Annotated in this window: 13 protein-coding genes; 12 read left to right on the forward strand and 1 reads right to left on the reverse strand. The window is 42.1% G+C overall.

The features are described 5' to 3' along the window. Positions 1 to 8: 8 nt before the first annotated feature. A complete protein-coding gene (locus V7D18_RS26475; protein ID WP_426158945.1) occupies positions 9 to 950 on the reverse strand; it encodes a LysR family transcriptional regulator in 942 nt (313 codons plus the stop codon). Positions 951 to 1,126: 176 nt separating this feature from the next. On the opposite strand from V7D18_RS26475, the gene V7D18_RS26480 reads away from it, so the two are divergent. The 12 genes from V7D18_RS26480 to V7D18_RS26535 all read left to right on the forward strand — a co-directional run bounded on the left by V7D18_RS26480 (position 1,127) and on the right by V7D18_RS26535 (position 14,260). Continuing rightward, positions 1,127 to 3,424 (forward strand): hydratase, encoded by a 2,298-nt coding sequence (locus V7D18_RS26480; RefSeq protein WP_426158947.1) that lies wholly within the window; start codon positions 1,127 to 1,129, stop codon positions 3,422 to 3,424. 16 nt (positions 3,425 to 3,440) lie between these two features. Then, on the forward strand, positions 3,441 to 3,740 hold the full coding sequence (gene citD, locus V7D18_RS26485) for a citrate lyase acyl carrier protein (RefSeq protein WP_426158948.1): 300 nt from the start codon (positions 3,441 to 3,443) through the stop codon (positions 3,738 to 3,740). Continuing rightward, the gene (locus tag V7D18_RS26490; protein WP_426158949.1) at positions 3,737 to 4,639 is read left to right on the forward strand and encodes an aldolase/citrate lyase family protein; all 903 of its coding nucleotides are present in this window, start codon (positions 3,737 to 3,739) and stop codon (positions 4,637 to 4,639) included. The genes citD and V7D18_RS26490 overlap by 4 nt, the downstream gene beginning before the upstream one ends. 2 nt (positions 4,640 to 4,641) lie before the next feature. Next, entirely contained in the window at positions 4,642 to 6,201 is a 1,560-nt protein-coding gene (gene citF, locus V7D18_RS26495) for a citrate lyase subunit alpha (RefSeq protein ID WP_426158951.1), read from the forward strand. After that, on the forward strand, positions 6,194 to 7,111 hold the full coding sequence (citG, locus tag V7D18_RS26500) for a triphosphoribosyl-dephospho-CoA synthase CitG (RefSeq protein ID WP_426159250.1): 918 nt from the start codon (positions 6,194 to 6,196) through the stop codon (positions 7,109 to 7,111). The genes citF and citG overlap by 8 nt, the downstream gene beginning before the upstream one ends. Beyond that, positions 7,066 to 8,217 carry a [citrate (pro-3S)-lyase] ligase gene (gene citC / locus V7D18_RS26505; protein ID WP_426158953.1) on the forward strand — a complete coding sequence of 384 codons (1,152 nt, stop codon included), beginning with the start codon at positions 7,066 to 7,068 and terminating at the stop codon, positions 8,215 to 8,217. Before citG ends, citC begins: the two co-directional genes overlap by 46 nt. A 169-nt stretch (positions 8,218 to 8,386) precedes the next feature. Then, the gene (locus V7D18_RS26510; protein ID WP_426158954.1) at positions 8,387 to 8,746 is read left to right on the forward strand and encodes a GntR family transcriptional regulator; all 360 of its coding nucleotides are present in this window, start codon (positions 8,387 to 8,389) and stop codon (positions 8,744 to 8,746) included. Between the two features lie 30 nt (positions 8,747 to 8,776). Then, positions 8,777 to 9,475 (forward strand): ABC transporter ATP-binding protein, encoded by a 699-nt coding sequence (locus V7D18_RS26515; RefSeq protein WP_426158956.1) that lies wholly within the window; start codon positions 8,777 to 8,779, stop codon positions 9,473 to 9,475. Further along, positions 9,469 to 10,269 carry a hypothetical protein gene (locus V7D18_RS26520; RefSeq protein ID WP_426158958.1) on the forward strand — a complete coding sequence of 267 codons (801 nt, stop codon included), beginning with the start codon at positions 9,469 to 9,471 and terminating at the stop codon, positions 10,267 to 10,269. The genes V7D18_RS26515 and V7D18_RS26520 overlap by 7 nt, the downstream gene beginning before the upstream one ends. A 242-nt stretch (positions 10,270 to 10,511) precedes the next feature. After that, positions 10,512 to 12,377, forward strand: a complete 1,866-nt coding sequence (locus V7D18_RS26525; protein WP_426158960.1) for a TIGR03960 family B12-binding radical SAM protein — start codon at positions 10,512 to 10,514, stop codon at positions 12,375 to 12,377. Continuing rightward, entirely contained in the window at positions 12,361 to 13,071 is a 711-nt protein-coding gene (locus V7D18_RS26530) for a TIGR03936 family radical SAM-associated protein (protein WP_426158962.1), read from the forward strand. The genes V7D18_RS26525 and V7D18_RS26530 overlap by 17 nt, the downstream gene beginning before the upstream one ends. Next, positions 13,064 to 14,260, forward strand: coding sequence for a ribonuclease E/G (locus tag V7D18_RS26535; RefSeq protein WP_426158964.1), 1,197 nt, complete (start codon positions 13,064 to 13,066; stop codon positions 14,258 to 14,260). The genes V7D18_RS26530 and V7D18_RS26535 overlap by 8 nt, the downstream gene beginning before the upstream one ends. The last annotated feature ends 16 nt before the right edge of the window (positions 14,261 to 14,276 follow it).

Here is a 14,276-nt window from a genome sequence, read left to right on the forward strand (position 1 = left end):
GTTTCGATTTATAAATATACAACTTCATTGCAGAAGTTTTTTCTAACCAGTGAAATCAAATACTGGTCAGCCCGGGATAAAAATCCGCCGTTTAAAGAGGTAATACACAAATCCCAGTTAGGACTGTATTTTTCATCAATGGACAGCAGAGTGGGGGGATTCTTCAGCTGTGTGATTCTTGCATAGTCATCCGGAAGAAGAGTTACTCCAAGCCCCTGGCCTGCCAGCCCAAAAGCGGTTTCGTAATTTTTCAGTGTGAGGAGAATATTGGGCTGGGTGATTCCGGCCTTACTTAAAATCGTATCTGTTACCTGGCGGATTCTCTGCTGCTTATGCACCATAATAAAAGGCTCATTCTTAAGCAATTTTAAATCCAGGACCGGATAAGGATAGCCTTCTTTTTTTATGGCTTTTTTTACAAGGGGATGAGAGCTTTCAAGCGCGATTATAAAAGGATCCCTTGACAGAATCTCATTATAGAGCTGGGGATTGGTCAGTTCCTTTGGCGCATGTAGAATAGCGAAATCCAGCTCCCCTGCCAAAAGCCTGGATTCTAAATTAGCTGTAATTTCTTCACAGATGGAAAGTTCAATTTGCGGACAGTTTTTTTTGAATTCGGGAAGCACAGCCGGAAGAATAATTGTGCTTAAATGATTGGTGATTCCCATCTGAATCCGTCCAGTTTTCAAATTATTAATGTCACTGACTTCCGTTTCAAAGTCATCATAAATTTTTAAAATTTTGCACGCCACCTGATAATACCGTTCTCCCGCATAAGTTAAAGTAAGTCCTGCGGAAGTTCTGTTAAAAAGCCTGGTAGCCAGAGAGTCTTCAATTCTCTGAAGTGACTGACTGAGTGATGGCTGGGCAATAAATAGCTTCTTGGCCGCCTGGGAAATGCTTTTTTCATCGGCTACTGTCTTTACATATAAAAGTTCTCGGCTGGTCATGGTTACTCCTTCTTACAGTAAGTGCTTGTACTAACAGTATAATGCAATATCCTGGAAAAGAAAAGTTTTAAATAGATAAAACCTATAAGAGTTATAAGGTACATGGTATTTGCCTATATAGCGGAACAGTTATATAGTAAAAGCATAATTACTTTCATAATTCAGGAGGGTTTTACATGGTAACGTTATACGAAGGCGGAGTTTATCTTATTAATGGTACGGAGATTGTTCCGGAGGCAGAGATTGAAAAGACAGTTTCTGTCACGAATAAGACAGTAAATAAAGAGGAGGCCAAAAAAGGTACCATTGCCTATTCTATATTAGAAGCACATAACACCTCTGGTGATATGTCCCATTTAAAGTTGAAATTTGACGCCATGGCATCTCACGATATCACATTTGTGGGTATTGTACAGACAGCGAAGGCATCCGGAATGGAAAAATTCCCGATTCCCTACGTACTGACGAACTGCCACAATTCTTTGTGCGCAGTTGGCGGTACGATTAATGAGGATGATCACATGTTCGGACTTTCTGCCGCAAAAAAATACGGCGGAATCTATGTACCGCCTCATATTGCAGTCATTCACCAGTACATGAGAGAGATGCATGCCGGCTGCAAAAGCATGATATTAGGATCCGATTCCCACACCCGCTATGGAGCTCTTGGAACCATGGCAATCGGAGAAGGCGGAGGAGAACTGGTAAAACAGCTTTTATGTGATACTTACGATGTTGCCTATCCGGGAGTTGTGGCCATTTATCTTACCGGTAAACCCCAGCCTGGTGTAGGCCCCCAGGATATTGCCCTTGCAATCATCGGTGCTGTATTTAAAAAAGGATATGTTAAAAATAAAGTTATGGAGTTTGTGGGACCTGGAATTGCATCCATGAGTACGGATTTCAGAAACGGCATTGATGTAATGACAACAGAAACCACCTGCTTAACCTCTATATGGAAAACAGATGAAGATACCAGACAGTTCCTTGCTCTCCACGGAAGAGAGGAGGCATATGAAGAACTAAGTCCGGCAGATGCGGCATATTATGACGGCTGCGTATATGTAGATTTAAGTACAGTGAAACCAATGATCGCACTTCCGTTCCATCCAAGTAATACCTACGAAATAGATGAACTGAATGATAATCTTTCTGATATCCTGAGGGAAGTAGAAAAGGAAGCTTTAAGAATCAGTGACGGACGCGCTTCCTTCTCATTAACGGATAAAATTGTGAATGGAAAGCTTATGGTTCAGCAGGGTGTGATTGCCGGCTGTGCAGGCGGTAATTACACAAATGTTGTGGAAGCGGCAAATGTATTAAAAGGAAAAACCTGCGGAAACGGAGAATTTTCTCTTGCTGTTTATCCCTCCTCCCAGCCGGTGTTTATTGATCTGGTAAGAAAAGGTATGGTAGAAACACTGATGGAAGCAGGAGCGGTCATTCGTACAGCATTCTGCGGTCCCTGTTTCGGAGCGGGAGATACCCCATGCAACAATGGTCTCAGCATCAGACATACCACCAGAAACTTCCCCAACAGAGAAGGCTCAAAGCCCGGCAACGGACAGATGTCAGCAGTTGCATTAATGGATGCCCGTTCCATTGCTGCCACAGCGGCAAACGGGGGGATTCTGACCTCTGCAGCAGAATTCGACTGCTGGAATCAGATTCCGGATTATCACTTTGATAAAGCCGTTTATGACAAGCGGGTATATTACGGTTATGAAAAAGGGGAAAGCACACAAGAACTGGCATATGGTCCGAACATCAAGGATTGGCCGGAAATGAGCGCACTTACTGACAACATCCTCTTAAAGGTCTGCTCAAAGATAATGGATGAGGTGACAACAACAGACGAACTGATTCCATCGGGGGAAACCTCCTCTTACCGTTCCAATCCCCTTGGCCTTGCAGAATTTACATTATCAAGAAGAGATCCCATGTATGTGGAGAGAACCAAAGAAGTGGCCCGTCTGGAAAAAGCAAGAATCAATGGAGAGAATGTATTTTCTGCTGAACCAGAGCTGGAGCACGTATTTAAGGTAATCCGTTCTTCCTTTAAGGATTTAACCGTTAATCCGCAAGAGACAGAAATCGGAAGCATGATTTATGCAGTAAAACCAGGTGACGGCTCAGCCAGAGAGCAGGCCGCCAGCTGTCAGAGAGTGATTGGCGGATTAGCAAATATAACGAAAGAGTATGCAACCAAGAGATACCGCTCCAATGTAATGAACTGGGGAATGATACCGTTCCAGATGAAGGAAGAACCGGATTTTGAAGTGGGAGATTATATTTTTGTACCAGGAATCAGAAACATTCTGGATGGCGATTTAACTAATATTCAGGCATACAAAATTAACGGAGAAAATGTATCCCCAATGACACTTACCATCGCAGATATGACAAAGGATGAACGTGAAATCGTGAAAGCCGGATGTCTGATCAATTTTAATAAAAACAGAAACAAAAGATAAATCAGGAGGAACTGTCATGCAGATTTTAAAACCGGCTATGGCTGGAACACTGGAATCCAGTGATGCCCAGGTAACGGTCGAGCCTGGAGACGGAGTCATTGAATTCCATTTACAAAGTTCTGTCATCAACCAGTATGGAAACCAGATTAAAAAGGTTGTTTATAAGACGCTTAACAACTTAGATATTCATGATGTGAAGATTTCAGTCGTTGATAAGGGTGCACTTGACTGTACAATAAAAGCGAGAGTGGAAGGGGCTGTTTTCAGAGCTGCCGATGTATACGAAGATCTTCCATGGGGAGGTGCAATTAGATGATCCATCCTGAAAAAAAGAGATTGAGAAGAAGCATGATGTTCTTAAACTGCCAGAAGCCCGGACTGATTAAGGATCCCTATATCTATAAACCGGATTCCATGATTCTTGACCTGGAAGATGCTGTAGCAGAAAACCAAAAGGATGCAGCCCGTTTTTCTTTATTCCATGCGCTGCGGGAAATTGATTACCATGGAGTAGAACGCGTCGTCCGCATCAATGGTCTGGATACAAATTTCTGGAAAGAAGACATTATGGCCGCAGTCGCAGGCGGCTGTGATGCAATCCGGATACCAAAGACAGAACGCCCGGAAGATGTCAGACTGGTGGAAGAAGTGATTGAACAGGCAGAAACCAGATTTGACCGTCCCATCGGATCCGTTCTGATTATGGCGGCACTGGAGTCTGCAAGGGGCATCATGAAAGCGCTGGATATATGCGAATCCTCCGAACGATTATTAGGGGTTGCCCTGTCAGGAGGAGATTATACAAAAGATCTTCAGACACATATTACCGGCACCGGAGTGGAGTTAATGGGTGCCAGACAGAATATGCTGATTGCGGCAAGAGCTGCAAAAGTACAGTGTTTTGATACGGTTTACACCAACCTTGATGACATGGAAGGCTTCCGTAAGGATGTAGAAACCATTCATCTCATGGGCTTTGATGGGAAATCCATTATAAATCCAAGGCAGATCCAGATTGTACATGATATTTTCACCCCATCTGAAAAAGATATTATTTTTGCGGAAAAGGTTGTAAAGGAAATCGATGATAAGAAGGAAAAGGGAATTGGTGTATTTACTGTTGACGGCAAGATGATTGACATCGCATTCTACGATGGCGCAAAGCGCACGATTTCACTTGCAAAAGCATCCGGAGTTTATAAGGGGGATTTATAAAAATGATAAACGCGGTTGGAAGAAATATACCGGAAGAAATTTTAAATATAACCGGAAAAGAAGTGTTTAAAGGAAACCATTACCGGGATGGCTATACATACAAAAAAAACGGTCCTGAAACCAAATGTGTGATTAATAACTCCGAAAGCAAGCTCGTAGAGAATATACGGGAGGTTCTGGTTAAGTGCGGGATCAGGGATGGAATGACACTGAGCTTCCATCATCATTTCCGCGAAGGTGACTATATTATTAACATGGTTATGGAAGAAGTCTATAAGATGGGGATTAAAGACATCACGATTTGTGCCAGCTCCCTGGGAAAAGCACACGATCCTATCGTTCCTTATATTGAGGAGGGAGTAATTACAGAGATTCAGTCCTCTGGCGTGCGCGGGAAAATCGGAGAAGCAATATCAGCAGGAAAATTAAAGGGCCTTGCCATCATGCGTTCCCATGGGGGGCGTGTAAGAGCCATCGAATCCGGAGAAACCAAAATCGATATTGCTTTTATCGGAACCCCCACCTGTGATGATTACGGCAACTGCCGCGGCATCGGCGGAAAAAATGACTGCGGTGTTCTTTCTTATGCAGTTGTGGATGCGGATTATGCAGATAAGGTTGTTGCGATTACAGACTGTCTGGTGCCATTTCCCAATTTCCCCGCACACATCAGCATGACAAAGGTGGATTACGTTGTAGTTGTGGATGAAATCGGTGATTCTAAAAAAATAGCAACTGGAGCAGCAAAGCCAACAACCGATATGAGAAAGCTGATGATGGCGGAATATTGTACCCAATTTGTTACCCATGCACCTTATTTTAAAGATGGGTTCTCCTATCAGACGGGGGTTGGGGGTGCTTCTATCGCATCTACCATATCCCTTGCAAAAATTATGAAGGAGAAAAATATCCGAATGCGCTTCGGTGTCGGAGGACTTACAAAACCCATGTGTGATCTGCTGGTCAATGGTCAGGTGGACTGTCTGCTGGATACACAGGATTTTGATCTTGCGGCGGTTGAATCGGTAAAGGATTTAAAGCATTTTCGGATCTCTGCAGGAGAATATGCAAACCCGTTTAATAAAGGCGCTGTTGTAAATAAACTGGATTTTGTTATTTTAGCAGCCCTTGAGGTAGATGTTAATTTTAACTGTAATGTGGTGGTGGACTCAAACGGCATGATTACCGGTGCGCAGGGCGGACATCCTGATACGGCAGCAGGCGCGAAATGCAGCATCGTTATCGTTCCTCTTCTTCAGGGCAGGACTCCGGCTGTGTGCAGCGAAGTAACGACTGTAACAACCCCAGGTGAAAGCATTGATGTAGTTGTAACTGATTACGGGATTGCCATTAATCCCCAGAGAAAAGATCTTATTGCATGCATGAAGGGTGTGGATCTGCCGTTTAAAACAATTGAACAATTACGGGATATTGCTTATTCCATAGCCGGTGAACCCCAGAAGGTTTCGTTTGGTGACAGGGTGGTAGGAGTCATTGAAAGCCGGGATGGAACGATTATGGATGTTGTCCGTCAGGTGAAACCCTTTGAATTCAGTGAATAAATCTGAAATTTTAATCGGGCAGCTGGCAGCAAAGGCTTTACTGGAAGAGGTATTTACTGCCCCAAAGCCAGGGCTTGTGGATCCTTATTCCACGGGTGCACACAAAGATATGAATCTCCATACATTCAGGGACAGCATTAAAGCCATAACACCCTATTTTTCCCAAATGGCTCTCCAGGGGATTTTCATGTACGGGGAACCGGAAAATCTCTTTCCTGTTATCCGCCGGATCGGACTGGAAGCGGAACAGGCGATGTATCAGGCAACAGGCGGGGTCAATACCCATAAAGGTGCAATCTTTACATTAGGGATTTTCAGTGCGGCTGCCGGAGTCTGCTGCCGGAAGCTGTGCTGTATTACATCAGATGCGTTATTGGAAACAGAGCAGAGAATGGTCAAAACAATACTTCATTCCGAGCTGGAACAGCTAAAGAGCCACGCTCCGAAAAGCAGCGGAGAACGCAATTTTTTTCAATACGGCTCCAAAGGAATCAGAGGAGAAGCTGCTAAAGGATATCCATCTATAAAAAATTACGGACTTCCTGTCTTAAGAGAGGGAATTAACTCCGGGCAGGAGTGGAATGTGGTTAAGCTCCAGGTTCTTATGACTCTTATGTGCAGCGTGGAGGATGGTAATATCCTGGCCCGGACTGGCCTGGAAGGATTAAAAGAGGTTCAGACAATCGCCCGCACTTTTTTAAAAAACGGAGGTGCCTATGTCCCTGGAGCGGAAAAGAAGCTTCAGTTACTGGATCTTTATTTTACAGTAAAAAATTACAGCAGCGGTGGATGTGCTGATCTGCTGGCAGCCACTATTTTCATAAACAGTCTGATTGAAACATTTAAAGATAAGGAGGAATTCCAATGCAGGAAGGAAAGTTATTCAACGGCAAAGAACTGGAACAACTGAAAATTTTTCTGGAATTCATAGGTCTTAACTATGACGAAGGTATTGAACACAGTGTGTGCCTTTACAATGATGATTCTGAAATTATCGCTACCGGCTCCGTGGACCAGAATGTACTAAAATGCATTGCAATTCATCCGGACTATCAGGGGCAGGGACTTGCAGGAACACTGGTGTCTGAGCTTATTCAGTATCAGTATGAACATGGGCGCACTCACATCCTCCTGTATACGAAGCCGCTTAATGAAGTCATGTTTTCAGATCTGGGATTTTATACCATTATTAAAACCTCCACTGTATTGTTTATGGAAAACAGGGTACGGGGCTTTTCTTCCTGGCAGAAAAGCCTGACAGAAGAAACACCGGCTTGCGCATTGAATTCCAAAGCTGACATCGGCTGCATTGTGGCTAATTGCAATCCCTTCACACTGGGACACCGGTATCTGATCGAAGAGAGCTTAAAGCAGTGTGATTATCTGCATTTATTTGTTCTCTCTGACAAAAGGAGCTTTTATCCTCCTGACTTAAGGTATGAGATGGTAAAAGCAGGTGTCTTGGATTTACCCAGGGTAATTCTCCATAAGACGTCGGATTATATTGTATCTGCAGCCACCTTCCCTACTTATTTTATGAAAGAAAAGAGTGCGGCCCGGAAGGCAAACTGTGAGCTGGATTTGGAATTATTCGGGCGTCTCATTGCTCCCCCACTTTTAATCAGAAAGCGGTTTGTGGGGACTGAACCCACCTGTAAAGTAACCGCTGTCTATAATGAATCCATGAAAACGCTGCTTCCTGATTTTGGGATTGATGTGATAGAGATTGAGAGAAAACAGGCAGCAGGGACCGCCATCAGTGCCTCATGCGTGAGAGATTACATAAAGGCTGGCAATTATGAGGCGGTCAGGAGTCTGATACCAGAGAATGTTCTAAGTTATGTACTGATGAAAGGAGGTGGATCTATGTACGAGGCACAGAAAGCAGGTAGTTTAAAAAAGATTTTTGGTCCTTATATTAATTCGTCAATATCCAGTGAAGATTCCAGTAAGGAAAAGAGTGAGAAAGAGCAGGCGCTTTTTGAAATGGTTGACGATTATATCGAACAGGCTTAATTTTATAGATTCTATATGAATAGGGCCGCTGTTCCAGTGAATAATTAATTTACTGGAGCAGCAGCTCTATTTTTATGTAAAAAATGATTGACAAAAATATAATACCGCTGTATTATTGTATTAAGTCATTAGTACAGTAATACAATATGATGTGGAGGAGGAATAAAAAATGTCATGGGAGCTAAAGAATGACCGCCCTATCTATATTCAATTAATTGAACAAATTCATTTCCGGATAATATCCGGAGAGTATGTATCCGGTTCCAAGCTGCCAAGTGTCAGGGATTTAGCCGCAGAAGCTTCCGTTAACCCCAATACGATGCAGAAAGCACTCTCTGAACTGGAACACAGCGGTTTGCTGGTCACAAATCGAACCAGTGGCCGTTTTATTACGGAGGATCAATCAATGATACAAAAAATGAAGCTGGATTTAGCGAAAGAGCAACTGGAAAACTTTTTAGAACAATTAAAAAAACTTGGTTTCAGTGACGAAGAGGTGAAAACGTTTATCCTCGAATCAGTCCGGTAAACCATAATTCATATATGGGAGGTAATTAGTATGAATCCATTACTTGAATGTAATGCATTAAGCAAACGTTATGGCAGTGTAACTGCTCTGTCTGACATCAATTTAACATTGGAAAGAGGTAAAATTATAGGTCTTCTTGGCCCCAATGGAAGCGGAAAAACCACATTAATCAAGCTCATCAACGGATTGCTGGTTCCAACAAAAGGCCAGCTTTTGATCAATGGAACAGCACCTGGTACAGAAACAAAGAAAACAGTATCCTATCTTCCGGATAAGACCTACTTAAACAATTGGATGAAAGTGAAAAATCTGTTGGATTTTTTTGAAGATTTTTATGATAATTTCGATAAAAAACGGGCCTATGATATGTTGGAGAAGCTTCATATTAATCCAAATGATCATTTAAAGACAATGTCAAAAGGCACAAAGGAAAAAGTACAGCTTATTCTTGTTATGAGCCGTAATGCTGACCTTTATGTACTGGATGAGCCAATCGGAGGTGTAGATCCTGCTTCCAGGGATTATATTCTGGATACCATTATCAGCAATTACAATGAAAATTCCACTGTCCTGATTTCCACACACCTGATTGCAGATATTGAAAATGTACTGGACGAAGTGATTTTCATACAGAATGGCCGCATTATACTTCAATCCTCCGTGGATGATATCCGTGTGAAAGAAGGAAAATCGGTTGATTCTTATTTCAGGGAGGTATTCAAATGTTAGGAAAATTAATGAAACATGAACTAAAGGCGACTGCACGCTATTTTTTACCACTGTTTTTAATTGCAATTGTGCTCACACCAATCACCAGATTTACCCTTTGGATAGGAAACTACCCTCCAATTTTGCAATTTATCCCTACGGTTATTGTTTTTATCTACGTAGCCTCATTGATCGTCGTTGCCAGTGCAAGTATCTTACTGATTATATACCGTTTTTACAGGAGTATGGTAACTGAAGAGGGTTATTTAATGCATACCCTTCCGGTTTCCACAGAGAGCCATATATTCTCAAAGCTGACAGTCGCCAGTATATGGACCATCAGCAGCTGGCTGGTAATTATGGTATCTATATGTGGTATGTTTTTTACACAGGAACGTTTTTCAACTTTAACCGATAAACTATCCTATGTCTGGTACCAGTTTAATACTACGGTAAACAGCTCCATGCTGGTCCTGTTTATATTTGAGATTGCTTTTTTGTTATTACTGGGCGTATTTACGGCACCTTTGATTTATTATGCTTCCATAGCCATCGGTCAGGTGATCAGTAAAAATAAAATATTAGGTTCAATTGCCGGATATTTCATCATCCAGATCGTTTCCCAGATCATTGGAGTCATTGCAATGGTTCCCCTCGGTTTTTATGGTGACATGGTCAGCGATACAGCAAATTCCCTTATGGCCTTTTTTACAAATTTCTTTTTTCCGTTTACGATCCTGTTTGCTGTTATTACTCAGTTAATCCTTTTCGGGATCACTGATTATATATTTAAGAAAAAACTCAATCTGGAGTAGTGTTTCTAAGGCGTTGATCCATTTTTACAGATCAATGCCTTCTTTATGACGTTTCCGGAGTCTGAAGGAAGTTTTTATTCCAAATTCTGCAGTTTTAGCAAATAGTGTTGCTTAATCCTGTAAAGTATTTTATAATTAAACTTTGTGATGATTGTTGGTATAATTATGATTTTACAGTAACTTTTCCAATAACACAGACTCTATAATAATGTGCATCTGGCACAATATAAAAAGGAATAAATATGAAAAAATTAGCTTTATCAGATGAAATACTTTTAAGTATCGAAAAGCCTGCCCGATATATTGGGAATGAAGTAAACATGGCAAGGAAGGATCCTGATCTGGTAGATATCCGTTTTGGTATGTGTTTTCCGGATGTTTACGAAATTGGAATGTCTCATCTTGGAATGCAGATTTTATATGATATGTTTAACAGAAGAGAGGATATCTACTGTGAACGTATTTTTTCTCCGTGGACCGATTTAGACAAAATCATGAGAGAGAAGAAGATCCCTCTTTTTGCATTGGAATCCCAGGATCCCATAAAGGAATTTGATTTTATCGGTATCACACTTCAATATGAAATGTGTTATACGAATATTCTGCAGATCCTTGACCTGGGTCAGATTCCCCTTCATGCCTGTGAGAGACAGGAGAGCGACCCGATCATCATCGGAGGAGGTCCCTGTGCTTATAATCCTGAGCCTCTTGCAGAATTTTTCGATATGTTCTATATCGGCGAGGGAGAAACCGTTTATTTTGAACTGATGGACCGCTATAAGGAGAATAAGAAAAATGGCGGCAGCCGCAGAGAATTTCTTCAGATGGCCGCTGAGATTGAAGGAATCTATGTTCCTTCTTTTTATGATGTATTCTATCATGAGGATGGCACCATCAAAAGCATGACTCCCAACAATTCCCATGCAAAAGCAACCATTACGAAACAGCTGGTTGTTAATATGGATGACGCCACCTACATTGAAAAACCAGTGGTTCCCTTTATAAAAGCAACCCAGGATCGTGTTGTTCTGGAAATCCAGAGAGGCTGCATCCGTGGCTGCCGTTTCTGCCAGGCAGGCAATGTCTACCGGCCCATGCGGGAACACAGCCTTCAGTATTTAAAAGATTATGCCTATAAGCTGTTAAAGAATACCGGACATGAGGAAATCTCATTAAGTTCCTTAAGCTCCAGTGATTACAGTGAACTGGAAGGCATCGTTAATTTTCTTATAGACGAATTTAAAGGAAAAGGAGTCAACGTTTCCCTTCCGTCTCTTAGAATTGACGCGTTTTCCTTAGATGTTATGAGCAAAGTCCAGGATATCCGTAAGAGCAGTCTGACATTCGCACCTGAGGCAGGATCCCAGAGACTTCGGGATGTAATCAACAAAGGGCTGACGGAAGAAATCATTTTAAAAGGCGCAGGCGAAGCCTTCCAGGGAGGCTGGAACCGGGTTAAACTTTATTTCATGCTGGGTCTTCCTACGGAAACAGTAGAAGATATGGAAGGAATTGCAGAGCTTTCGGAAAAAGTGGCGGAAGTATACTATGAGATTCCCAAGGACCAGAGGAACGGAAAGGTTCAGGTCATTGCCAGCTCTTCATTTTTTGTACCTAAGCCATTCACTCCGTTTCAGTGGGCAAGAATGTGTACAAAGGATGAATTTTTACAGAGGGCTTATCTTGTGAAAGATAAGTTCCGCACGATGCTCAATCAGAAAAGCTTAAAATATAATTATCATGAGGCAGATTTAACAGTACTGGAAGGTGTTCTTGCAAGAGGCGACAGAAAAATCTCGGCTCTGATCGAAGAAGTATACAAAAATGGGGCTCTCTATGATTCATGGTCTGAGCATTTTAAAAATGATGTGTGGATGAAAGCCTTTGAAACCTGCGGACTGGATCCTGATTTCTATACAGTCAGGGAAAGAAGCTTAGATGAGATATTCCCGTGGGATTTTATCAATGCAGGGGTATCAAAGGAATTTTTAAAGAGAGAATGGCAGAATGCCATTGGAGAGAAAGTCACCCCCAACTGCCGCATGCAGTGTATTGGCTGTGGTGCCAAGAGTTTTAAAGGAGGTGTCTGCTATGAAGGTCAGAATTAAATTTACCAAACAGGGACCTGTTAAGTTTATTGGTCATCTTGATGTGATGCGCTATTTTCAGAAGGCCATGAGAAGAGCGGACGTAGATATTAAATACAGCGAAGGTTTCAGCCCTCATCAGGTTATGTCCTTTGCAGCTCCTCTTGGAGTTGGTCTTACCAGCAACGGGGAATATATGGATATTGAAGTCAACTCCATGGCAGACTGCAGTACCCTGATGAATCAGTTAAATGACGTCATGGCAGAGGGAATAACAATTACCGAGTGCCATCGTCTGAATGATAATGCGAAGAATGCCATGTCTCTGGTTGCTGCCGCAGACTACACAGTAACCTTCCGGGAAGGGAAGGAGCCTGATGATAGTAAGGGATTTTTTGAAGGCCTTCTTACATTTAAAGATCAGGAACATATTCTGATCATCAAAAAGTCAAAAAAAGGAGAGAGAGAAGTAGATTTAAAGAATTACATCTACCAGCTTTCCGTGTGTGACAATAAAATTTTTATGAAAATATCAGCAGGAAGTGCGGATAATTTAAAACCCGAACTGGTAATGGAAGCCTATGACCAGTGGAGAGGGGAAGCCAGTCCTGAATTTGCATTTTGTATCCAGAGAGAAGAAGTCTACGGGAATACGGGTGATGAGGTAAATCCTGTTCTTGTCCCTCTGGGACTCATAGGAGAATCCGTTGAATAAATTGATCATAACCAGATGGAATGGGTGCGTTCTTACGCTCCTGCAGTCCGGCAGGGAAACCCTGCAGATTGACATTGAGCCGGAAGAAAACCATTCTTTCTTAGGAAACATCTATATTGGCAAAGTAAATAATATCGTAAAAAATATTAATGCTGCATTTGTAGATATTGGAAATGGACAAATGGGGTATTTAAGTCTCACGGATTCATCCGTCCATTTCGCCGATGGCCGGCCTTTTGACGGGAAGCTCCGCCAGGGGGATGAAGTTCTCGTTCAGGTGGAGCGGGATGCGGTAAAGACAAAAGCACCTGTTCTTACAGGGAACTTAAATATAACAGGCAGATATTTCGTTCTCACTTCCGGAAAGAAGCAGATCGGTTTTTCAGGTAAAATTCAGGACTCCGGATGGAAACAGCAAATGAAGGAGTATCTGGAGGGAATAAAAGGAAACTGGGGAATCATTGTCAGAACAAACGCTTACAGCGCGCCTGTGGAATCGCTAAGAGAGGAATTATATCAGTTAAAGGAACGGCTGACCGACATCCTTACTCATGCCGGCCACAGGACCTGTTATAGTCTGTTATACAGTTCCACGCCTTCCTATTTAAACGGTCTGCGTGACAGTTTTCAGTCTTCACTGGAATCAGTTATTACCGATGAACCAGATATTTATGACGCAGTAAAAGAATATTTAAATGAACATCAGAAAGAAGACCTGCATCTGCTGGCTTATTATGAAGATCCTCTGCTTCCGCTAAAAAATCTGTACCGGATTGAGAAAACCATGAATGAGGCCCTTGGGAAAAAAGTATGGATGAAATCCGGAGGTTATCTGGTCATTGAACCTACCGAAGCCCTGGTGGTAATTGATGTAAACACCGGCAAATATTCGGGCAAAAAGGCGCTTCGGGAAACGATCATGAAAATTAATCTGGAAGCTGCCGAAGAAATCGGACATCAGATCAGGCTTAGGAATTTATCCGGTATCATAATTATTGATTTTATTGACATGGAAAAAGAGGAGGATAAAAAGCTTCTTGTAAAGCGCCTGGAAGAAATTGTTTCAAGAGATCCGGTTAAAACCACAGTGGTTGAAATAACTAAATTAAATCTCGTTGAAATAACAAGGAAAAAAATCAGAAAGCCCCTTTACGAGCAGGCGTTACAGATGAAGGAGAAGAAAAGTTAAGTATATAAAAAATCCC

This window comes from Lacrimispora sp. 38-1, assembly GCF_049890855.1.
Taxonomy (GTDB): domain Bacteria; phylum Bacillota; class Clostridia; order Lachnospirales; family Lachnospiraceae; genus Lacrimispora.

Excerpts from the sequence above, each read along its gene's own strand:
- V7D18_RS26530 (WP_426158962.1), top strand. The coding sequence starts at position 12,361 with ATGAAGGTCAGAATTAAATTTACCAAACAGGGACCTGTTAAGTTTATT.
- V7D18_RS26475 (WP_426158945.1), bottom strand. The coding sequence starts at position 950 with ATGACCAGCCGAGAACTTTTATATGTAAAGACAGTAGCCGATGAAAAA.
- V7D18_RS26525 (WP_426158960.1), top strand. The coding sequence starts at position 10,512 with ATGAAAAAATTAGCTTTATCAGATGAAATACTTTTAAGTATCGAAAAG.
- V7D18_RS26510 (WP_426158954.1), top strand. The coding sequence starts at position 8,387 with ATGTCATGGGAGCTAAAGAATGACCGCCCTATCTATATTCAATTAATT.
- V7D18_RS26515 (WP_426158956.1), top strand. The coding sequence starts at position 8,777 with ATGAATCCATTACTTGAATGTAATGCATTAAGCAAACGTTATGGCAGT.
- V7D18_RS26490 (WP_426158949.1), top strand. The coding sequence starts at position 3,737 with ATGATCCATCCTGAAAAAAAGAGATTGAGAAGAAGCATGATGTTCTTA.
- citF (WP_426158951.1), top strand. The coding sequence starts at position 4,642 with ATGATAAACGCGGTTGGAAGAAATATACCGGAAGAAATTTTAAATATA.
- citD (WP_426158948.1), top strand. The coding sequence starts at position 3,441 with ATGCAGATTTTAAAACCGGCTATGGCTGGAACACTGGAATCCAGTGAT.
- V7D18_RS26480 (WP_426158947.1), top strand. The coding sequence starts at position 1,127 with ATGGTAACGTTATACGAAGGCGGAGTTTATCTTATTAATGGTACGGAG.
- citC (WP_426158953.1), top strand. The coding sequence starts at position 7,066 with ATGCAGGAAGGAAAGTTATTCAACGGCAAAGAACTGGAACAACTGAAA.
- V7D18_RS26520 (WP_426158958.1), top strand. The coding sequence starts at position 9,469 with ATGTTAGGAAAATTAATGAAACATGAACTAAAGGCGACTGCACGCTAT.